20 protein-coding genes are annotated in these 19,529 nt (G+C 69.9%); 14 read left to right on the top strand and 6 right to left on the bottom strand.

The genetic code is table 11. The annotated features are described in order from the left end of the window. Nucleotide 1: 1 nt before the first annotated feature. Entirely contained in the window at nucleotides 2-1,423 is a 1,422-nt protein-coding gene (locus tag ACFWQC_RS25645) for a polysaccharide biosynthesis tyrosine autokinase (RefSeq protein WP_378684773.1), read from the bottom strand. A gap of 278 nt (nucleotides 1,424-1,701) precedes the next feature. On the opposite strand from ACFWQC_RS25645, the gene ACFWQC_RS25640 reads away from it, so the two are divergent. Together ACFWQC_RS25640 and ACFWQC_RS25635 are read left to right on the top strand one after the other, a co-directional pair. Then, nucleotides 1,702-2,406, top strand: coding sequence for a hypothetical protein (locus tag ACFWQC_RS25640; protein ID WP_378684770.1), 705 nt, complete (start codon nucleotides 1,702-1,704; stop codon nucleotides 2,404-2,406). Between the two features lie 36 nt (nucleotides 2,407-2,442). Then, the gene (locus ACFWQC_RS25635; RefSeq protein ID WP_378684768.1) at nucleotides 2,443-3,225 is read left to right on the top strand and encodes a siderophore-interacting protein; all 783 of its coding nucleotides are present in this window, start codon (nucleotides 2,443-2,445) and stop codon (nucleotides 3,223-3,225) included. A gap of 175 nt (nucleotides 3,226-3,400) precedes the next feature. Here the strand turns inward: ACFWQC_RS25635 and ACFWQC_RS25630 are convergent, their stop codons facing one another. Continuing rightward, nucleotides 3,401-4,282, bottom strand: coding sequence for a M15 family metallopeptidase (locus ACFWQC_RS25630; RefSeq protein WP_378684765.1), 882 nt, complete (start codon nucleotides 4,280-4,282; stop codon nucleotides 3,401-3,403). 68 nt (nucleotides 4,283-4,350) lie between these two features. Here ACFWQC_RS25630 and ACFWQC_RS25625 point away from each other — a divergent pair, with 68 nt between their 5' ends. Then, the gene (locus ACFWQC_RS25625; protein WP_378684762.1) at nucleotides 4,351-4,794 is read left to right on the top strand and encodes a MerR family transcriptional regulator; all 444 of its coding nucleotides are present in this window, start codon (nucleotides 4,351-4,353) and stop codon (nucleotides 4,792-4,794) included. On the opposite strand, the gene ACFWQC_RS25620 is transcribed toward ACFWQC_RS25625, so the two are convergent. Continuing rightward, entirely contained in the window at nucleotides 4,751-5,761 is a 1,011-nt protein-coding gene (locus tag ACFWQC_RS25620) for an aldo/keto reductase (RefSeq protein WP_378684759.1), read from the bottom strand. The genes ACFWQC_RS25625 and ACFWQC_RS25620 overlap by 44 nt on opposite strands. Before the next feature lie 186 nt (nucleotides 5,762-5,947). On the opposite strand from ACFWQC_RS25620, the gene mfd reads away from it, so the two are divergent. The 5 genes from mfd (at nucleotide 5,948) to ACFWQC_RS25595 (ending at nucleotide 12,325) form a co-directional block, all read left to right on the top strand. Continuing rightward, nucleotides 5,948-9,460, top strand: coding sequence for a transcription-repair coupling factor (gene mfd / locus ACFWQC_RS25615; protein WP_378684805.1), 3,513 nt, complete (start codon nucleotides 5,948-5,950; stop codon nucleotides 9,458-9,460). 105 nt (nucleotides 9,461-9,565) lie between these two features. After that, nucleotides 9,566-9,853 carry a helix-turn-helix domain-containing protein gene (locus tag ACFWQC_RS25610; RefSeq protein WP_378684756.1) on the top strand — a complete coding sequence of 96 codons (288 nt, stop codon included), beginning with the start codon at nucleotides 9,566-9,568 and terminating at the stop codon, nucleotides 9,851-9,853. Beyond that, a complete protein-coding gene (locus tag ACFWQC_RS25605) occupies nucleotides 9,853-11,130 on the top strand; it encodes a type II toxin-antitoxin system HipA family toxin (protein WP_378684753.1) in 1,278 nt (425 codons plus the stop codon). Before ACFWQC_RS25610 ends, ACFWQC_RS25605 begins: the two co-directional genes overlap by 1 nt. Nucleotides 11,131-11,295: 165 nt before the next feature. After that, a complete protein-coding gene (locus ACFWQC_RS25600) occupies nucleotides 11,296-11,913 on the top strand; it encodes a helix-turn-helix domain-containing protein (RefSeq protein ID WP_378684751.1) in 618 nt (205 codons plus the stop codon). Next, entirely contained in the window at nucleotides 11,873-12,325 is a 453-nt protein-coding gene (locus tag ACFWQC_RS25595) for a hypothetical protein (protein WP_378684749.1), read from the top strand. Before ACFWQC_RS25600 ends, ACFWQC_RS25595 begins: the two co-directional genes overlap by 41 nt. 10 nt (nucleotides 12,326-12,335) lie before the next feature. On the opposite strand, the gene ACFWQC_RS25590 is transcribed toward ACFWQC_RS25595, so the two are convergent. After that, nucleotides 12,336-12,713, bottom strand: a complete 378-nt coding sequence (locus ACFWQC_RS25590; RefSeq protein WP_378684746.1) for a hypothetical protein — start codon at nucleotides 12,711-12,713, stop codon at nucleotides 12,336-12,338. Between the two features lie 43 nt (nucleotides 12,714-12,756). Between ACFWQC_RS25590 and ACFWQC_RS25585 the strand changes: the two genes are divergently transcribed. From ACFWQC_RS25585 to ACFWQC_RS25570, 4 genes are all read left to right on the top strand, one after another. Next, nucleotides 12,757-13,797: an alpha/beta fold hydrolase gene (locus ACFWQC_RS25585; RefSeq protein ID WP_378684743.1), complete on the top strand. Its 1,041-nt coding sequence runs from the start codon at nucleotides 12,757-12,759 to the stop codon at nucleotides 13,795-13,797. Nucleotides 13,798-13,880: 83 nt separating this feature from the next. After that, nucleotides 13,881-14,276 carry a hypothetical protein gene (locus ACFWQC_RS25580; protein WP_378684741.1) on the top strand — a complete coding sequence of 132 codons (396 nt, stop codon included), beginning with the start codon at nucleotides 13,881-13,883 and terminating at the stop codon, nucleotides 14,274-14,276. A 60-nt stretch (nucleotides 14,277-14,336) separates the two neighbouring features. After that, nucleotides 14,337-14,918, top strand: a complete 582-nt coding sequence (locus ACFWQC_RS25575; RefSeq protein ID WP_355232268.1) for an NUDIX hydrolase family protein — start codon at nucleotides 14,337-14,339, stop codon at nucleotides 14,916-14,918. Next, nucleotides 14,915-15,343 (top strand): MazG nucleotide pyrophosphohydrolase domain-containing protein, encoded by a 429-nt coding sequence (locus ACFWQC_RS25570; RefSeq protein ID WP_378684738.1) that lies wholly within the window; start codon nucleotides 14,915-14,917, stop codon nucleotides 15,341-15,343. The genes ACFWQC_RS25575 and ACFWQC_RS25570 overlap by 4 nt, the downstream gene beginning before the upstream one ends. Nucleotides 15,344-15,389: 46 nt before the next feature. Here ACFWQC_RS25570 and ACFWQC_RS25565 read toward each other — a convergent pair whose 3' ends face one another. Beyond that, on the bottom strand, nucleotides 15,390-16,859 hold the full coding sequence (locus tag ACFWQC_RS25565) for an MFS transporter (protein WP_378684735.1): 1,470 nt from the start codon (nucleotides 16,857-16,859) through the stop codon (nucleotides 15,390-15,392). A gap of 102 nt (nucleotides 16,860-16,961) precedes the next feature. After that, entirely contained in the window at nucleotides 16,962-17,585 is a 624-nt protein-coding gene (locus tag ACFWQC_RS25560; RefSeq protein WP_378684732.1) for a malonic semialdehyde reductase, read from the bottom strand. A 93-nt stretch (nucleotides 17,586-17,678) separates the two neighbouring features. On the opposite strand from ACFWQC_RS25560, the gene ACFWQC_RS25555 reads away from it, so the two are divergent. Next, nucleotides 17,679-18,032 (top strand): helix-turn-helix domain-containing protein, encoded by a 354-nt coding sequence (locus tag ACFWQC_RS25555; RefSeq protein WP_350662075.1) that lies wholly within the window; start codon nucleotides 17,679-17,681, stop codon nucleotides 18,030-18,032. A gap of 181 nt (nucleotides 18,033-18,213) precedes the next feature. Continuing rightward, a complete protein-coding gene (eno, locus tag ACFWQC_RS25550) occupies nucleotides 18,214-19,491 on the top strand; it encodes a phosphopyruvate hydratase (RefSeq protein ID WP_378684728.1) in 1,278 nt (425 codons plus the stop codon). Nucleotides 19,492-19,529: the final 38 nt, after the last annotated feature.

The raw sequence follows: 19,529 nt of genomic DNA, 5'->3' as shown, positions 1-19,529 counted from the left end.
CTCAGCTCCCGGCGGCCGGGTAGCCCTGCTGCCGCGGTTCCCGGGGACGTACGAGACCGGAGAGGAGGCGGGCGAACCAGCTCTGCTCCGGCTGGCCGTAGTAGGTGTGGGCGGCGGTGTCGCGGACCTGGTTGGCGACGATGCCGAGGCAGCGAGCGTCGACGGCCTCGAGGCTGTCGATGGCCTCCAGCACCTGCGGGCGGTGGATCGTACGGCAGTTCGCAACCACCAGGGCACCGTCGGTCAGCCGGGACAGGATCGCGCCGTCGGCCACCGGGAGCAGCGGCGGAGAGTCGAGGATGACCACGTCGTAGGCGTCAAGCGCCTCCTTCAGCAGGTCGGCCATCCGCGGTGAACCGATCAGCTGCGCGGGGTTGGGCGGGATCTCACCCATGGTGAGCACGTGCAGGTTGGCGTCGCCCCAGACCTGGACGACGTCGTCGAGCTCGGCCTTCCCGATCAGCACCGTCGTCAGCCCGGCCGCACCCTCCAGGCCGCAGTAGTCGGCTACCGCTGGGCGGCGCATGTCGGCGTCGACCAGCAGCACGCGCTGGCCCTGCTCCGCGATCGCCAGGGCCAGGTTGATCGAGGTGGTCGACTTGCCCTCGCCGCCGATCGAGGAGGTCACGACCATCGAGCGGACCCTCGCGGAGGCGTCGAGGAACTGCAGGTTGGTCTGCAGTCTCCGATAGGCCTCGGCAGCAACGTTGTGCGGGTCGATCGCGGTCACCGCACCACGCGAGCGTCGCTGACCGCGGCGCCGGGGGATGGCCCCGAGGAGCCCCATGTCGGTGAGCTGCTCGAGCTCGGCCGCGGTCCTGACCCGGGTGTCCAGGAGGGCGCGGACCACTGCGATCGCGACGCCGAGGCCGAAGCCGCCGGCAAAGCCGACCAGCGCGGCCAGTCGCGTACGCGGCGCGAACGCCTCCTGGGGCGGGTCGGCGCGGGCGACCACGGTCACCTCGACCGCCGACTTCTTGTTGGAGCTGGGGGAGAGGTTCGTGATCGTGGTGGTGAGCTCGTCGGCGACCGAGTTGGCGAGGTCGGAGGCGCCGGTGCTCGTCGTGGCCACCGCGTCGATCTCGATGATCACGGTGTCGAGCGGGTTCTCCGCGGTGATCTCCTCGGCCAGCGCCTTGGGGGTCGTGTCGAGGTCGAGGTCGTAGATGACCTGGTCGAGCACCACCGGCATCGTGGCCAGCTTGGCGTACGACTGGACGATGTCCTGGGTGAACGTCGAGCCCTGGACCAGCTCCTGGGTCGTCGCGCCGCGCGCGATCGAGACGAAGACGGTGCTCTGCGCGCGGTACTGCGGCGGGCTCGCGTGCGCCTGCGCGAAGGCCGCGCCGGCACCGATGATCGCGAGCACCGCGACGATGTACCAGCGCTTTCGCAGGGCAGCGACATAGTCGCGCAGGTCCAACAGGCCACTCCATCCGATGTCTTTGCCAGGCTGCTCGTCCGCGACTCATCCGCCGTCAGGGCGGGGCCGCGGGGCCATCGCACATCCTCACCCCGATTTGGGGATGACAGGGCCGGGTGTCCGGCTCGTTCACCCAAATGGGGGATTGATCCGCCGTCGGTTTCTGGAGGCGTACGTCGACTGCGTAATGTCTGTCCGTCACGTTCGGGGGGTTGGCCGCGTGGATGTGAGGTCCACGCTCGAGAACCGGCAGGCAACTTTTTCGAAGGTAGGCAGGGATGGACACCGCGACGATCCTGGTCGTCTGCAGCGGGAACGTACGACGATCGCCGGCGATCGAGGCGATGCTCCGTGAGGGCGTCGGACAGATCGGTGGGCTCGCTCGCCACGGCATCACGGTGATCTCGGCCGGCAGCGAGGCGCTCGAGGGCTACGACATGGACCCGATGATCGCCTCCGAGGTGGCTCTTGCCGGGGTCCGGCTGACCAGGCATCAGGCCTACCCGCTCGACGTCGACGACATCGAGAGCGCCGACCTGATCATCACCGCCGAACGCTCCCACCGCAGCGAGGTCGCCCGGCTGGTGCCCTCCGCGGTCAAGCGCACCTTCACCCTCGTCGAGATCGCCGCGCTCGGAGACCTGCTCGGACGCACGGCCCTGGGCGGCCCCGCGGGTTCGGAGGCGGATGCGGCCACCCGGGTGTGTACGCTCGTCCAGCTCGCGCCGCTGCAGAAGGCCCGGCGGCGGGTCCGGCGGCCGGCCGACGACGACCTCCAGGACCTGCGGAAGCGGACCCCGCGCGAGGCCCGGCGGCTGGTGACCGAGGCCCGTGGCCACGTCGAGTCGCTGCTGCGGGTGCTCGAGCCGAGCCTGTCGCTGGTCGCCAAGCCCCAGCGCCCCGCTCCCGACATCCCCTCGCCGGCACTCCCTGCCGAGGCCACCCAGCCCCGGTCCGCGCACTCCACCCGGTCGGCAGGTTGACCGTGGCGTGTTTGAAGGCAAGTTAGGGTTGCCTACATGACCCGTCCCGCCAAGCCTGAGACCATCCTCGTCGTCACCGCCACCGAGCGGCTCAGTCCGACGATGATCCGGGTGAGCTTCCGCTCCGAGGACCTGAGTGCCTTCTCGTCGAGCGTCTTCACCGACCGCTACGTGAAGCTGGTCTTCGAGCAGAACGACGGCCAGGTGGTGCGCACCTACACCGCTCTCAACCCCTCGGTCGAGGACGGCACCCTCGACATCGACTTCGTCGTCCACGGCACCGAGGGGTACGCAGGCCCCTGGGCCGCCGCTGCCAAGCCGGGCGACACCCTCGCGGCTCGCGGCCCCGGCGGCGCCTACTCGCCCGACCCCGAGGCCGACTGGCACCTGATCGCCGGCGACGAGACCGCCCTGCCGGCCATCCGCGCCGCGCTGGCCGCACTGCCCTCCGACGCCCGCGGCTACGCCGTCATCGACATCCCGGCGCCGGGCCACGAGCAGCCCCTCGACCACCCCACTGGCGTCGAGGTGACCTGGCTGGTCACCGGCGGCCACACCCACCACGCCGCGGAGGACGCCGAGGGCCACGAGCAGCCCCTCGTCACCGCCATCCGCGACCTGAAGTGGCTCGACGGCCGCGTGCACGCCTTCGTCCACGGCGAGGCCGCGGTCACCATGCACGGCATCCGCCCCTACCTCCTCAAGGAGCGCGGCGTACCGAAGGCCGACCTCTCCATCTCCGGCTACTGGCGCCGCGGCCGCACCGAGGAGACCTTCCGCGACTGGAAGCGCGAGCTCGCAGAGACCGAGTCCGCCTGACCTGAGCGGCCATCCCCGCTGGTCGAGCCGCCGGAGCCGCTAGGCGGAGGCGTGTCGAGACCAACACGGTGAGGTCCGCGCTCGATCGCACCGTGTTGGTCTCGACACGCTCGGCCGCAGGCGGCCTCGCGGCTCGACCAACGGGGGTTGGCGGCTCGACCAGCGGTGCCGGGCGTCAGGTGCCGTTCTCACTGAAGTGCTGGTAGTCCTTCAGCGAGTTCCAGTCGCCGCCCCACTCCCAGCCGATGTCGGCGAAGGCCTGGACCACGACGTCACCGTCGTGGATCATCCCGGGCGCCCTCCTGGACCGGTTCAGGTACCAGCGGGCGAGCTCTGGGATGACGCGGGCGCCCTTGACGTACGGGTTCTGGAAGGTGTTCAGGTCGATCGCCAGGCCGTAGGCGTGCTGGGAGAACGAGGTCTGGCCGACCGAGGGGCGGCAGACGAAACCGCCGGTGCCGTTGCCGTCGCCGGTCGGCGGCGCGTCCAGGGCAGCCTTAGTGGTGATGTCCATCTGCTCGATCGGGAATCTCGCCTCGTAGAGCCGCCGGAAGACCCCGACGACGTCCTCGGCGACCCGGGCGTTGATCAGCATCTCGCCGGTGTGGCGGGCGCCGTCGAAGCCCCAGAACGTCATCCGCACCCAGGTCAGCTCCCGCCGCGAGACCGGGCATCCCGGCGCCCAGGTCGAGCGCGCGATCACCTCGTCCGGCGCGATGTCGACCTCGGCTGTGAACCCGTCACCGGGCAGCATCGGCATCATGTCCGGCAGCGTCCACGCCCGGTTGCGCAGCTCCTTCGGTGTCGGCCCGGCGATCCCGTAGCCCTCCGCGTCCTCCTTCAGCACCCGGGTGCCGAGCCACGGCGGCGGCGCCGATCCTGGCTCCGCGACACTCGGAGAGGTAGACGAAGGTACGTCGCTGGGTGACGGCTCCGCCGAGGTCGATGTCGATGCGTCCGCCGTCGGGCTCGGGTCGGCATCCAGGGCCTCCCCGCACCCGCTGAGCACGAGCGCGAGGGTGACCACGCCGACCATGGCCGTCCCTGCGGCGTACACCCTCATCACCTTCCCAACGTAGCCGAGCCCCTTGACTTCGAGTGCACTCCAACCCGGACACTGGAGTCATGACGACGCAGGCGCACAGCAACGGGCTCAGCATCGCCGAGGTGGCCGCGCGGACCGGCCTGACCGCGCACACGCTGCGCTACTACGAGCGCGACGGGCTGATGCTCGGCGTCGGTCGCAACGGTTCGGGCCACCGGGCCTACTCCGAGGGCGACCTCGGCTGGATCACGTTGATCACCAGGCTGCGCTCGACCGGGATGCCGATCCGGGAGATCCGGCGCTACGCCGAGATGGTCCGCGACGGTTCCGGCAACGAGGAGGCCCGCCTCGCCCTGCTGCGCGCACACCGCGACCGGGTGCGCGCACAGCTGGAGGAGACGGCCGCACATCTCGACGCGATCGAGTTCAAGGTCGCCTACTACGCGGCGGCCGTGGGCGAGACGGACCCGGACGCCGAGCTCATCGCCCAGCAGCGTCGAGCCGACTCCGCTGCTCCACGCTGAGTTCGAGCTCGACAGCCGCCAGACTCTCTTCGAGTTGGGCCACCGAGGAGGCCCCGACCAGAGGGATCACCGGCAACGCGTCGCCCAGCATCCAGGCCAGCACGACCTGGTTGCGGGTCGCACCGGTCTCGGCCGCGACCTCGTCGAGCACCGCGAGCCGCGCGGTCGTCCCCGGGTGGTCGTAGGCGGGATCGAGCGGCTTCGAAGGATTCGTGTAGGCCCCGGTGAGCAGCGGCGTGTAGGCCACCAGCGTCAGCCCCGGCGTCGTCCGGAGGTAGGCGAGCAGGGAGGCGTCGGCAACGCCGATCTCGCCGTCGACCGAGAGCCGCGGGTCAGGGATGTCGGTGCGCATCCGCAGATAGGTGTGGTGATACTGCAGCACGCTCGGCCGTGCCTCCTCCGGGTTGACCGCCCGCGCCCGCTCGACCTGCCAGGACCAGTGGTTGCTCAGCCCGAACTGGCCGATGACACCGTCCTTGACGAGGGCGGCGAAGCCCGCGGCGTACTCCTCCAGCGGCACGCCGTTCATGTCCGGCACGTGCGCGTAGTAGAGGTCGAGCCGCTCGACGCCGAGGCGTTCGCGGGAGCGGTCGGCCTGCTCGCGTACGTTCTCCGGTGCCAGGCCCTCCCAACGACGGGTGCGCTGGTTCGCCCACCCGTTCTCGACGCGCTCGACGACGTCGGTCGGGCGTGCGCCGACCTTGGTGGAGATGACGAGCTCCTCGCCGATCCCGCGGTCTCGGCGCCACTGCCCGAGCACGGTCTCGCTCTCGCCGCCCTGGGTGCCGTTGGCCCAGTAGGCGTAGTTGTTGGAGGTGTCGACGAAGGTGCCGCCGGCCTCGACGAAGCGGTCGAGGATCGCGTACGACGTCTCGACGTCCGTGTCGGTCCCGAAGCGCATCACGCCGAGCGCGAGCTTGCTGACGCGCCGTGACCCGGCGCCTGTTCCGATGTTCGTGTATCTCATGCGATCCACGCTCCGGCCTCGTGCGCACTCGAAGTCAAACGTCTTTACACATGTCTTCTAGACTGGTGCCAGCACCCCCTGTCTTTCCGGCCGGGGGCTCTCGTGCTTGCCGTCACTTTGGAGTCACCCGTGATCCTCGCCCCGCTCGCCGATCTCGTCCTGCGCGATGCTGCCCTGAGCGAGGTGATGGCGGAGGCCAAGGGCGGCCGGATGCTGGCGCTCGACGTCACCGGGCCGGAGGCGCTGCGCCCGTTCGTGGTCACCGGTCTCGTACGCCAAGAGCGCACCGTCCTCGCGGTCACCGCGACCTCTCGCGAGGCCGAGGATCTGGTCAGCGACCTGACCGACCTGCTCCCGCCCGACTCGGTCGCCTTCTACCCGAGCTGGGAGACGCTGCCGCACGAGCGGCTCTCCCCGCGCAGCGACACCGTGGGGCGCCGGCTCGCCGTGCTCCGCCGCCTCCGTCACCCGGACGCGGACGGCGCCAACGGACCGCTGAAGGTGGTCGTCGCCCCGGTCCGCAGCGTGCTGCAGCCGCAGGTCAAGGGCCTCGGCGACCTGGAGCCCGTGGAGCTGATCAAGGGCCAGGAGGCGAGCCTCGACGATGTCGTCGTGAAGCTCGCCGATGCCGCCTACTCCCGCGTCGACCTGGTCGAGAAGCGCGGCGAGTTCGCCGTCCGTGGCGGCATCGTGGATGTGTTCCCGCCGACTGAGGAGCACCCCGTACGCGTGGAGTTCTGGGGCGACGAGGTCGACTCGATCCGCCACTTCGCGGTTGCCGACCAGCGCGCCATCCCGGCCGAGCACGGTGGAGAGACCGAGCGGCTGTGGGCACCGCCGTGCCGCGAGCTCCTGCTCACCCCGGAGGTCCGGGCGCGGGCCAAGGCGCTCGGTGAGGCCCACCCCACCCTGATCGAGCTCACCGACAAGATCGCCGCCGGGATCGCGGTCGACGGCATGGAGTCGCTCGCGCCCGCGCTCGTCGACGACATGGAGCTGCTGCTCGACCTGATCCCGGATGACAGCCACATCCTGCTGCTCGACCCCGAGCGGATCCGCAGCCGCGCCCACGACCTGGTCGCCACCGCCGAAGAGTTCCTCGGCGCCTCCTGGGCCGCCGCGGCCAGCGGGGGAGTCGCCCCGATCGACCTCTCCGCGGCCTCCTACCGCGACCTCGCCGACGTACGCGCCCACGCCATCGCCCAGGGCAAGCCATGGTGGTCGGTCAGCCCGTTCGGCCTCGACGACCAGGCGGCTGAGGCCGACCCCGACGTCGTCGGCGTCGCCACTCGCAAGATCGACTGGCAGCCCGCGAAGGCCTACCGCGGCGACACCGCTGCCGCGCTGACCGACATCGAGAACTGGTGCGACGACTCCTACCGCGTGGTCGTGGTCCAGCCCGCGCACGGCACGGCGCAGCGTACGCTCGAAGCCCTGGGGGAGCGCGGCGTCCCGGCCCGTCTGGCAGAGGGCGACGAAGAGAGCGCCAAGCCCGTCCACAAGACGGTCACCGTCGTCCACGCCCGGCTCAACCACGGCTTCGTCGACGAGGGCAACCAGCTCGTGGTGCTCACCGGTGAGGACATCTCCGGGCAGAAGTCGTCCACGCGCGACATGGTCAAGATGCCTGCGCGGCGCAAGAAGCAGATCGACCCGCTCGAGCTCAAGCCCGGCGACTACGTCGTTCACGAGCAGCACGGTGTCGGCCAGTTCATCGAGATGAAGCAGCGCGAGGTGCAGGGCGCGACCCGCGAATACCTCGTCCTGGAGTACGGCGCCTCCAAGCGCGGCGGGCCGGCTGACCGGCTCTACGTCCCGGCAGACGCCCTCGACCAGGTCACCCGGTACGTCGGCGGAGAGCAGCCGAGCCTCGACCGGCTCGGCGGCGCCGACTGGCAGAAGCGCAAGGCCCGTGCCCGCAAGGCGGTCCGCGAGATCGCGGCCGAGCTGATCAAGCTCTACGCCGCGCGGCAGGCGACCAAGGGCTTCCAGTTCGGCCCCGACAACCCCTGGCAGCGCGAGCTCGAGGACGCCTTCCCGTTCCAGGAGACCGCCGACCAGCTCGCCGTCATCGACGAGGTCAAGCAGGACATGATGCGGCCGGTGCCGATGGACCGGCTGGTCTGCGGTGACGTCGGCTACGGCAAGACCGAGATCGCGGTACGCGCCGCGTTCAAGGCGGTCCAGGACGGCAAGCAGGTCGCCGTGCTGGTGCCGACGACGCTGCTGGTCTCCCAGCACCTGTCGACCTTCATGGAGCGGATGTCGGGCTTCCCGGTCAACGTACGCGGCCTCTCCCGGTTCCAGACCGACAAGGAGGCCGCAGAGGTCATGGCCGGCCTCGCCGACGGCACCATCGACATCGTGGTCGGCACCCACCGCCTGTTCAACAAGGACATCCGGTTCAAGGACCTCGGCATGATCGTCGTCGACGAGGAGCAGCGCTTCGGTGTCGAGCACAAGGAGGCGATGAAGCGCCTTCGCACCTCGGTCGACTTCCTGTCCATGTCGGCCACCCCGATCCCGCGCACCCTGGAGATGTCGATCACCGGCATCCGGGAGATGTCCACGATCACCACGCCGCCCGAGGAGCGACACCCGGTCCTGACGTACGTCGGGGCCTACGAGGACCGCCAGGTCGTCGCCGCGGTGCGGCGTGAGCTGCTCCGCGAGGGACAGGTCTTCTACATCCACAACCGGGTCAACTCGATCGAGAAGGCGGCCGCGCGGATCCGCGAGCTGGTGCCCGAGGCGCGGGTCGCGGTCGCCCACGGCCAGATGAACGAGAAGCAGCTCGAGCAGGTGATGGTCGACTTCTGGGAGAAGGAGTTCGACGTGCTGGTGTGCACCACCCTGGTCGAGTCGGGCCTCGACGTGTCCAACGCCAACACGATGATCATCGAGCGCGCCGACACCTTGGGTCTGAGCCAGCTCCACCAGCTGCGCGGCCGCGTCGGCCGCTCCCGCGAGCGCGCCTACGCCTACTTCCTCTACCCCGGCGAGAAGCCGCTCACCGAGACCGCCCACGAGCGCCTGGCCACCCTGGCGCAACACTCCGACCTCGGTGGCGGCATGGCGATCGCGATGAAGGACCTCGAGATCCGTGGCGCCGGCAACCTGCTAGGAGGCGAGCAGTCCGGCCACATCGCGGACGTCGGCTTCGACCTCTACGTACGGCTGGTCGGTGAGGCCGTCGCCGAGTTCAAGGCCGGTCCCGACGGTGCCGCCGAAGAGCTCAACGAGGTACGCATCGAGCTCCCCGTCGACGCCCACCTGCCCCACGACTACATCCCCTCCGAGCGGCTCCGGCTGGAGATCTACAAGCGCCTGGCCGAGGTCCGTTCCGACGAGGACGTCGAGTCGGTCGCCGCCGAGCTCCTCGACCGCTACGGCAAGCCCCCGGCGGAGACCTCCTCGCTCCTCCAGGTCGCCCGCTTCCGCGCCCGCGCTCGCCAGGCCGGCGTCTCCGAGGTCACCCTGGCCGGCAAGAACGTACGCTTCCACCCGGTCTCGCTGCCCGACTCCCGTGTCGTACGCCTCAACCGGATGTACCCGAAGTCGCTGGTCAAGCCGCAGCTGGACACCATCATGGTCCCGCGCCCGGTCTCCTCCGGCTTCCCCGCCAAGCCCCTCGACGGCCCGGACCTCCTCGACTGGGCCAGGGTCGTCATCGACGCGATCATCGACCCGCTCACCTGACCACCGCGCACTCTTGTGAGGGTTTCGTTGCGACGTGCGAGTGTAACGGAACCCTCACAAATCGCAAATGTGATGGTACCGTGGCATCGACAATGGAGGTACGCCATGGAGATACGCGCGCTGCAAGACCTCATGACGATGGTGGCGACCCGCCGTCGCGACCTGTCCTGGACCCAGGCCGAGCTCGCCACGCGTGCCGGGGTGTCGCGGCGGTGGGTCTCGCTGTTCGAGTCGGGCCACGAGAAGGCGGAGGTCGGTCGCGTCCTTGCTGTGCTCGACGCGCTGGCGGTGAGGCTGCAGGCAGACGTTGAAGATGGCGCCGTCTCCACGCCCGTCGAGGACGTGCCGGATCTGCGCACTGCTCTCGATGACTACTACGCCGGCGACTCCTGATGGCCACCGAGCGGATCGTCCTCCTCGGCAACCGTGTTGCCGGCGTCCTCGAGCGGGCCGGCGGGAGCCTGACCTTCACCTACGACGCCGACTATCAACGAGATCGCGCCGCGACCCCGATCTCGGTCTCGATGCCCCTGGCCCGACGTCGCCACGGTGACACCGAGGTCAATCCGTGGCTGTGGGGTCTGCTGCCCGACAACACCCGCGTGCTCGACCGGTGGGCGCGTGAGTTCCAGGTTTCCGCGGGCAATCCGTTCTCGCTGTTGGCCACCCCGGTCGGAGAGGACTGTCCGGGGGCGGTGCGCGTCGTCGCTCGTGACCGCGTCGACGACCTCCTGGGCGAGACCGACGACGAGGTCGACTGGCTGAGTGAGGCCGATGTGGCGCAGCGTATCCGCGATCTCCGGACCGACTCCGCGGCTTGGCTGGGCGCGGCCTCATCCGGCCGTTTCAGCCTCGCCGGTGCGCAGCCGAAGACAGCCTTGCTGCGCCGCGACGGCCGGTGGGGTGATCCGGCCGGCTCCGGGGCGACGACCCACATACTGAAGCCTGCCATCGAGGGCATGGACGAGCACGACCTCAACGAACACCTATGCCTCGCCGCGATGGGATACACCGGTCTCGGCGCCGTACGCACCCGCGTCGTGCGGTTCGAGGACGTCTCGGCGATCGTGATCGCGCGATATGACCGGCGGACGACGATGGATGGGCCGCTCGTACGCCTGCATCAGGAGGATCTTGCCCAAGCGCTCGGGTACTTCCCGACGGCCAAGTATCAGAATGAGGGCGGACCCGGACCAGCTGATGTCGCCCGCCTGATCCGGCGGCTGATGCCGCCGGCGCTTGCCCGTTCGGATATCGAGCGTTTCACAGGTGCGCTGGTCTGGAACTGGATCATCGCAGGGCCGGATGCTCACGCGAAGAACTATTCGGTGCTCCTCGCGGGGAGGCAGGTTGCGCTCGCGCCGTTCTATGACGTCGCCTCGGCGCTGCCGTATACGGATCTGCATCCCCGCAAGCTTCGCCTGGCGATGAAGTTCGGATCCGGTTACCTCATGGACCCGCCGTCGCCGCCGTGGGAGCGGCTGGCCAAGGATGTCGGGATCTCTGAGGATGAGGTACGCACCGTCGCCAGTCGCCTCCTCGATCTGGCAGTACCTGCTTTCGAGAAGGCGGCGGCGGATCCCAGGGTGGCTGAGCTCGCGTCGGATCTGCCTCAACGTCTGGTGGGGCTGGTGGGGGAGCGGGTTCGGCGTTGTCGGCGCCTTGTGTGACGGGACGGTGCACATCGTCGTAACGCCGGTTTCGAGACTGTTGATGCGGTTATCCATGCGGGGTCGGTGATGCGGGCCTCGCGGCCATCCTGAACACGCCTGTCGCTGCGTGAGCTGCGCGCCGAGGAGTTGAATATCCACAAAATGGAGGTTATTATCCATTTTGTGAGAAGTCAGGCTCCGGTGCTCGCGCCTCTGTTCCGGTCGGAGGCGCAGGCGCTGCTGCTCTCGGAGCTGCTGCTCCCGGCCGAGGAGATGAGCATGACCGACCTCGCCGCCCGGGCTGGGCTGCCCTACCCGACGGTCCATCGCGAGGTCGCGCGGCTGCTCGAGGCGGGTCTGCTCGTCGACCGTCGCGTCGGAAGGACCCGGCTCATCAGGGGAAACGAACAGAGCCCGCTGCTGGCGCCGACGCGGGAGATCCTGCTGACGGTCACCGGCCCGGTCGTGCTGCTCCGGGAGGCCCTCGAGGACATCGACGGGATCGAGCGCGCCTTCCTCTTCGGCTCGTTCGCGGCCAGGGCGAAGGGCGAGCCGGGGCCGCCGCCGAACGACATCGACCTGATGGTGATCGGCAGCCCCGACGCACAGGAGGTCTACCGGGTCTGCCGCGAGGTCTCCGACAGCGTCGGGCGCATCGTCAACCCGACGATCATGAGCCCGGAGGAGGCCGAGGAGCAGACCGGGTTCCTCGAGGAGGTCCGGGCCAGCCCGGTGATCGAGATCTATGGAGGAGGACCGGATGCCCCTGCCGCTGACCCCGGCGCAGCAGAAGGCGGTTGACGCGCTCGTACGCTCCGGCGTCCTGCGCGCCGTGAGGCCGGATGAGAAGAAGGCCCGTGCCTTCCTCTCCGGCGCCGAGTCGGCCCTCGCCGACGTACCCAACGTCACCCGGACCGAGAACCGCTACAACCTGGCCTACAAGGCCGCGCACGACGTGGGCGAGGCGGTCCTTGCCGGCTACGGCTACAAGACGACGTACGGCGCCGGTGGCCATGTGAAGGTCGGCAGGTTCCTCGCCGCCATCTTCGACACCCCGCCGCCGCGCGACGCGGCCGCCCACTACGACGTGATGCGCCTGGACCGCAACGCCAACAACTACCTCGGCAAGCCGGTCACGCACGCCGCCGCCGACGCGGCCGCGGAGGCAGCGCAGACGCTGTACGACGCCGCCCTCGCGCGCCTCGACACCTGAGTCAGCCGGCTCAGGTTCGAGCGCCGGCCGCGCGCCGCAGCGCCGCCAGGGTCGTGTCGGGGCCCGCGTTGAAGGCGAAGCGGGCCCCTGGCGCGAGCTCGTGGACCAGGTTGACGATGGCCTCGAAGAGCTCGGTGTGGTCCGGGACGGCCCGGACGCCGCCGCCGATCATGACGATGTCCCACGTCTTGTGTCCGAGTGCCTCGCGCACCTGCGCGACGGCGTCGTCAACACCGGTGCCGATCTCGCAGGAGAGCGCGTCGTAGCCGGCCTCGGCGACCTCGGCGTTGCCGACGGCGATCCGCTCCTTCAACGTGGCCAGGTCGATCGGTGCGTCGGAGAGGTCGACAGCCTCGGGCGCCAGCCCGATGAGGAGGACTCGGTTCATGACAACGACGCTACTCACCCGTCCCAGGCGCAAGAATGGCCGCGTGACCGGCGAGCCAGAGGTGCGCTACGCGCAGACCAGCGACGACATCGCGATCGCCTATCAGGCCGTCGGGAGCGGCCCGGTGACGATCTGGATGCCCTCGCTCAGCAACATTCGGGCGCAGTGGCGAGTGCCCGCGCTGCGGATGGCCTACGAACGACTCAGCCAGGACCTGACGCTTGTGCTCTACGACGGCCGCGGCACCGGCTCCTCGGACCGCCGCGCCGGCGACCTCGGCCTCGACGCACACCTGCGCGACCTGGAGGCGGTCATCGAGGCGGTCGGCGCCGACCGGGTCAACCTGCTCGGCTACTACCACGCGGTCGCGGCGGCAGTGGCGTACGCGGCGACCAACCCGCAACGCGTCGACCGGATGCTCCTGTTCGGAGGGGCGGCGCGGATGCGCGAGGCGATGAGCCCCGCGCAGACACAGGCGCTGCTGTCGCTGGTCGAGCAGGACTGGGACCTCTTCGCCGACGCCGCCGCGACCGCCTGGCTGGGATGGGGGTCGGGTGAGAACGCCGGCCGCGTCGCTGAGGCGTTCCGGACCGCCGCGACGCCCGCGGTCGCCCGTGACTGGTTCGCGGAGGCCGCCCGGCTGGACGTCAGCGACCTGCTCGATCAGGTGGTGGCGCCGACGCTCGTGCTGCACCGGCAGGCGGCGAGCCAGATCCCGGTCGAGGTGTCCCGGCGCCTGGCTGACGGCGTACGCAACGGAACGCTGGTCGAGCTCGAAGGCAGCACCCCGACGCTGTTCGTCGAGGGCGGAGCCCGAGACCTCGCCATGGTGAGCCGCTGGTTCCTGAGCGGCGAGGTGCACCGTGGGGCGCTCTCCTCGGGGCCGGCGCCGACGGCACTGACCACCCGCGAGCGCGAGGTGCTGCGGCTGATCGCGACGGGACGTACGAACGCTGTCGTCGCCCGGGACCTCGGCATCGCCGAGCACACCGTCGAGCGCCACGCCGCCAATCTCTACCGCAAGCTCGGCGTACGCAGCCGCGCTGAGGCCACCGCCTGGGCGATCCGCAACGGCGCGGCCTGAGGGAGCACTGACGGGAACCCGTCAGTCCGACTGCCCACTGTCCGGGAAGCGGCGACCCCGCGATCCTCGGCACAGTGGGGAGCATGACGACGACGATCACTCCCAGCAACGACTCCTGGCGGATGGCGAAGGCGACCGCCCCGATGATGCGGACCCTGGCCGGGCGCCGCCTGTTCCCGCTCTGGGCCGTGGTTCACCACCGAGGCCGCAAGACCGGGCGCGACCTGAGCCTCCCGGTCGCGCTGCTGCACACCGAGGACGTGTTCGTGATCACGCTCCCGTGGGGTGCCGGTACCAACTGGGTCCGCAACGTACTGGCCGCCGGCGAGTGCACGATCACCTGGAAGGGCCGCGACCACGCCGCCACCCAGCCGCGGATCCTCGACCGCGACGAGGCGCGTCCCTACTACGACGGCTTCTCCTGGTGGATGGTCGAGAAGGCGTTCAAGGCCGACAGCTTCCTCCTCCTGCGTCGGTGAGAGTCCACACTGCGGCGCCGTTGCTCCGTGACGTACGCCTGTGTCTGGCAGGATCGACGCATGACGATGGAGGCTTTCGGCGAGCAGTCCTTCCCTGAGGAGCCCTTCGGCAACGAGTGGGACACCGAGCCCGGGTGGCTCTCCGAGGAGGAGCTGGGCGAGACCCGCGGGCGCGTGCCCATCCTCTACGTGGAGGCGGTCCCGGTGCGTGTCGACCCCGACGGCCGGGTCACCGAGGTCGGGCTGCTGCTGCGCGGCTCGCCCACGACCGGGACGATCACCCGGTCGCTGGTCTCAGGCCGGGTGCTGCACGGCGAGCGGATCCGCGACGCGCTGATGCGCAACCTGGAGAAGGACCTCGGCCCGGTCGCGTTCCCGACCCTGCCGCTGACCACGGTGCCGGTGACTGTCGCCGAATACTTCCCGTGGCCCGGCGAGCGCTACCAGGACGCGCGCCAGCACGCGGTCTCGCTGGTCTACGTGATCCCCGTGACCGGCGAGTGCGAGCCGCGCCAGGACGCCCTGGAGCTGTCCTGGATGACCCCGACCGAGGCCGCCTCCGACGAGGTCGTCGGAGACATGGAGGGTGGACGCGGCGCACTGCTGCGGCAGTGCCTGAGCGCGTTCGGGGCGCTGGATTGAAGCCAGCCGACGACGAGGGCAGGACGTACGCGTCGGGAGAGGGGCTCGTCGAGTTCCTCGACCTGATGCGGCTGATGCGTGAGCGGTGCGTGTGGAAGTCGTCGCAGACCCACACGTCGTTGGCGCAGTACCTGCGCGAGGAGTCCGACGAGGTCCTCGAGGCGATCTCCGAGGAGGACCCGGAGCACCTCAAGGAGGAGCTCGGCGATCTCCTGCTCCAGGTCTACTTCCACGCGGCCATCGCGGAGGAGGCCGGAGAGTTCACCATGGACGACGTCATCGCCGGCCTCACCGCCAAGATGAAGCGCCGCAACCCACACGTCTTCGGCCCCGAGGCCGCCTCCGGCCGCCGCTACACCCTCGAAGAGGTCGAGCAGCTCTGGTCGGCGGCCAAGGCCGCCGAACGCGCCCACCCCGCCGAATAGGCACGTACGTCGGCCGAGACGGCACATACGTCGGCCGAGACGTCAGTTACGTCGGTCGACACGGCATCTCGGTGCCGTCTCGGCCGACGGGAGCGACGCCTCGGCTCGAGTACGTGACCTCTCGGCCGACGGGGGCGACCTTTCGCGGAGCCAGGGGGATGAGCATGGCCGCGAGGGCCGCGCCCAGGGCGACAACGGTGAGGAAGCCGAAGCCGTTGACGTACCCCTGCTCGGTCGGGTAGCCCGAGGGCAGGGTGTGGGCGGTGACCAGGGAGGTCATGACCGCGGTGCCGATGGTGCCGCCGACGGTGCGGATGTTGGCGTTCATCCCGGTGGCCACGCCGGTGTGCTCCGGTGGCACCGCGGCCACGACCGCGTTGGCGAGGTTGGCGAAGACCAGGCCGGTGCCGAAGCCGGAGAGCCCGGCGGCGACGCACATCTGCCACGGCTCGTCGTGGACGAAGGCGACCATGGCGAGGGAGACCGCGGTGAGCAGCCCGCCGATGACCAGGATGCGCCGCATCCCGATGAGCTCGGCGAGCCGGGCGCTGACCAGACCGCACAGGAACGAGGTGATGGCTGTCGGGAGCATCAGGTAGCCGGCGACGGTGACCGACGCGCCGAACCCGTACCCGGCCGACGGCGGGGTCTGGGTGAGCTGAGGGATGAAGCCGAAGGAGGCGTACATCGCGATGCCGATCAGCAGGGCGACGAGGTTGGCGGTCCAGACGCCGCGCCGGCCCATCAGGCGCAGGTCGACCAGCGGCTGTCGTACGGTCCACTCGACCCGGATCCAGGTGGCCAGCAGCACGACGGCAGCACCGAGCAGACCGATGGTGGCGGGCGAGGTCCAGCCCCACGACGGCGCCCGGCTGACACCGAGGAGGAGCGCGACCAGCCAGCCGGCGAGGAGTACGGCGGGGAGCAGCGGGATCGGCTCGCGGGTGAGCACCGGGGACTCCGGCACCAGCCACAGCGCGGCGATCGCGGCGCCGGCCGCGACCAGGGCGGGCAGCAGGAACAGCGCTCGGAAGCCGAGTGTCGCGGCGACCGGACCTGCCAGCACGATCCCGGCCGCGAAGCCCATCGAGAGCAGGGACGAGGTCACCGCGATCGCACCGGCGACGCGCTCCTTCGGGAGCTCGTCACGCAGGATGGCGAAGGCCAGCGGCAGGGTGCCGCCACCGAGCCCCTGCAGTACCCGCGCGCCGATCATGACCTCGATGTTGGGGGCTGCGGCGGCGAGGAGGGCGCCGGCGGTGAGGGCGGCCAGGCTCCACACGTACATCCGGCGCTTGCCGAACGAGTCGCCCATCCTGCCGATGATCGGGGTCGCGACCGAGGCCGAGAGCAGGAAGGCGGTCAGGATCCAGGACGCTGTCGCCTGGTCGGTCTCCAGCTCGGTCTGGATCAGCGGCATCGTCGGCACGGAGACCGACTGCAGCAGAGAGTAGAAGCAGACGCCGATGGCGACGATCGCGAAGGTGAGGCGGGGGCTGGTGCGGGTCGCGGACATCGAGGCAAAGTTTAGCTTGGCTAACTGTATTCCGGCGAAAACATAAAAGGCGCTCGCCTGCCGTGATGACAGGCGAGCGCCTCGAACGAGCGGATCAGCGGGTCAGGCCCACTTCACCGCGGCCTCGGTCTCCACGCGGGGGAGCCGGTCGAACCACGGGTTCTCGCCCGGGTGGCCGATGTTGACGATCATCTTGGTGGTCCAGTCACCCTCGGGGAAGAACTCCTTGTCAACGCCCGCGGCGTCGTAGCCCGCTATCGGGCCGGCGGCGAGACCGGCGGCGCGAACGGCGAGGATGAAGGCGCCGGCCTGCAGGCCCGCGGACCAGCCGCCGGCGCCGTGGCGGGCGGTCTCGTCGGCCTCGAAGTAGTCCTTCATCTCCGGGCGGATCGGGAAGACGTTCGGGATCTCCTCGTGCCAGTTGTTGTCGTAGGCGACGATCGCGGTCGCCGGGGCGGCCTTGGTCTTCTCGAGGTTTCCCTCGGCGATGTGCGGGAGCAGGCGCTCCTTGCCCTCTCCCGTGCGCACGAACACGACGCGCAGTGGCTGGGTGTTGGCCATCGTCGGAGTCCAGCGGGTGAGCTCCCAGACGTCGGCGAGCTCGTCGTCGGTGACAGGGGTGTCGGCGAAGGTGTTGGACGTGCGCGCACCGGTGAAGACGATCTGGCGGCCGCGGTCGTCCAGCTTCTCGAGCGTCGTGGTCTCGAGGGCAGTGGTCTCGGTCATGTTGCTCTGAACTCCGTGGTTACTAGGAATATTCCGGTTACTTCGAAAATAGTAGTACCTCGGGATTCAGGCAAGTCCTGTACGCTGGGATGCATGCCCGCGACGAAGCCCGCACACGATCCGCAGGTGTGCAATGCAGCGCTGGTGCGGGCCTTCGACTTCCTCGGCAAGCGTTGGAACGGCGTGATCCTCGGCAGCCTGACCCAGGGCCCGCTCGGCTTCGCTGAGCTCAAGCGAGCGGTGGCCGGCATCAGCGACTCGATGCTCTCCGAGCGGCTCAGCGAGCTGGCCGGCCTGGGCCTGCTCGCCCGCGAGGTCGACCCCGGTCCGCCGGTGGCCGTCCGCTACGCGCTCACCGGATCCGGTGCGGCGCTCGCGCCGACTCTCGGCGCGCTCACCGAGTGGGCTGGCACGCATCTCCCGGCCGACCGCTGCTCCGAGGACTGACCGGTCCGTGAAGTCAGGCCGGTCCGCCATTGGCCAGGACGCCGACCTCGACGTGAACACCAGGTGGGCGCGGGTCGGAGTGGCCCTACCGACCGGTTAACGTTCCAATCGCCAGGCCCATCCGGCCGGGTAATAGGCTGACGGACGACACCCGTCCCGTCCCTGACCCAGGAGTAGTTCAGTGGCATCGATCGACGCCGTAGGCGCCCGCGAGATCCTCGATTCGCGAGGCAACCCGACTGTGGAAGTTGAGGTCGTCCTCGATGACGGCACCTTCGCCCGCGCCCAGGTCCCCAGTGGCGCCTCGACCGGAGCCTTCGAGGCCGTCGAGCTGCGCGACGGTGGCGAGCGCTACGGGGGCAAGGGTGTGCAGAACGCCGTGACCGCCGTCGTGGAGATCCTCGCGCCCGCGATCGAGGGCTTCGACGCCGACGACCAGCGCGCCATCGACCAGGCGATGATCGGGGCCGACGCGACCCCCAACAAGGCCAAGGCCGGCGCCAACGCGATCCTCGGCGTCTCGCTCGCGGTCGCCAAGGCAGCCGCCGACTCGGCGGGTCTCTCCCTGTTCCGCTACGTCGGTGGCCCCAACGCCCACGTGCTTCCGGTGCCGATGCTCAACATCCTCAACGGTGGCTCCCACGCGGACTCCAACGTGGACATCCAGGAGTTCATGATCGCGCCGATCGGTGCGCCGACCTTCGCCGAGGCGCTGCGCATCGGCGCCGAGGTCTACCACGCGCTGAAGTCCGTGCTGAAGGAGAAGGGCCTGGCCACCGGCCTCGGTGACGAGGGTGGCTTCGCGCCCAACCTCGAGTCCAACCGTGCCGCCCTCGACCTGATCGCCGAGGCGATCGGCAAGGCCGGCTACGAGCTCGGCAAGGACGTCGTCCTCGCGCTCGACGTGGCCGCCTCGGAGTTCTACGAAGATGGGGCGTACCTCTTCGAGGGCGCGAAGAAGACCGCCGAGGAGATGACCGCGTACTACGCAGAGCTCGTCGCGGCCTACCCGATCGTCTCCATCGAGGACCCCCTCGACGAGGAGGACTGGGACGGCTGGAAGGCGATCACCGACGCCATCGGCTCCAAGACCCAGCTCGTCGGCGACGACCTGTTCGTCACCAACGTCGAGCGCCTCGCCCGCGGCATCGAGGGCGGTCAGGGCAACGCGCTGCTGGTCAAGGTCAACCAGATCGGCACGCTCACCGAGACCCTCGACGCCGTCGACATGGCTCACCGCGCCGGCTTCAAGACGATGATGTCCCACCGCTCCGGCGAGACCGAGGACACCACCATCGCCGACCTCGCCGTCGCCGTCGGCTCCGGCCAGATCAAGACCGGCGCCCCGGCCCGCTCCGAGCGCGTCGCGAAGTACAACCAGCTCCTCCGCATCGAGGACGAGCTCGGCGAGGCCGCCCGCTACGCCGGCGCCTCCGCCTTCCCGCGCTACCAGGCATAGACAGTTCCGTACGCCGCGGCGGCCCGTGTCCTCAGGTC

Source organism: Nocardioides sp. NPDC058538, from assembly GCF_042719275.1.
Classification (GTDB): Bacteria; Actinomycetota; Actinomycetes; order Propionibacteriales; family Nocardioidaceae; genus Nocardioides.
The sequence above is the reverse complement of the archived record's forward strand: the minus strand, read 5'-3'. Positions and strand labels throughout refer to the sequence as shown.

Coding starts and splice junctions, on each gene's coding strand:
- ACFWQC_RS25640 (WP_378684770.1), top strand. CDS start 1,702: ATGGACACCGCGACGATCCTGGTCGTCTGCAGCGGGAACGTACGACGA.
- ACFWQC_RS25635 (WP_378684768.1), top strand. CDS start 2,443: ATGACCCGTCCCGCCAAGCCTGAGACCATCCTCGTCGTCACCGCCACC.
- ACFWQC_RS25625 (WP_378684762.1), top strand. CDS start 4,351: ATGACGACGCAGGCGCACAGCAACGGGCTCAGCATCGCCGAGGTGGCC.
- ACFWQC_RS25620 (WP_378684759.1), bottom strand. CDS start 5,761: ATGAGATACACGAACATCGGAACAGGCGCCGGGTCACGGCGCGTCAGC.
- mfd (WP_378684805.1), top strand. CDS start 5,948: ATGGCGGAGGCCAAGGGCGGCCGGATGCTGGCGCTCGACGTCACCGGG.
- ACFWQC_RS25610 (WP_378684756.1), top strand. CDS start 9,566: ATGGAGATACGCGCGCTGCAAGACCTCATGACGATGGTGGCGACCCGC.
- ACFWQC_RS25605 (WP_378684753.1), top strand. CDS start 9,853: ATGGCCACCGAGCGGATCGTCCTCCTCGGCAACCGTGTTGCCGGCGTC.
- ACFWQC_RS25595 (WP_378684749.1), top strand. CDS start 11,873: ATGCCCCTGCCGCTGACCCCGGCGCAGCAGAAGGCGGTTGACGCGCTC.
- ACFWQC_RS25590 (WP_378684746.1), bottom strand. CDS start 12,713: ATGAACCGAGTCCTCCTCATCGGGCTGGCGCCCGAGGCTGTCGACCTC.
- ACFWQC_RS25580 (WP_378684741.1), top strand. CDS start 13,881: ATGACGACGACGATCACTCCCAGCAACGACTCCTGGCGGATGGCGAAG.
- ACFWQC_RS25575 (WP_355232268.1), top strand. CDS start 14,337: ATGACGATGGAGGCTTTCGGCGAGCAGTCCTTCCCTGAGGAGCCCTTC.
- ACFWQC_RS25565 (WP_378684735.1), bottom strand. CDS start 16,859: ATGTCCGCGACCCGCACCAGCCCCCGCCTCACCTTCGCGATCGTCGCC.
- ACFWQC_RS25560 (WP_378684732.1), bottom strand. CDS start 17,585: ATGACCGAGACCACTGCCCTCGAGACCACGACGCTCGAGAAGCTGGAC.
- ACFWQC_RS25555 (WP_350662075.1), top strand. CDS start 17,679: ATGCCCGCGACGAAGCCCGCACACGATCCGCAGGTGTGCAATGCAGCG.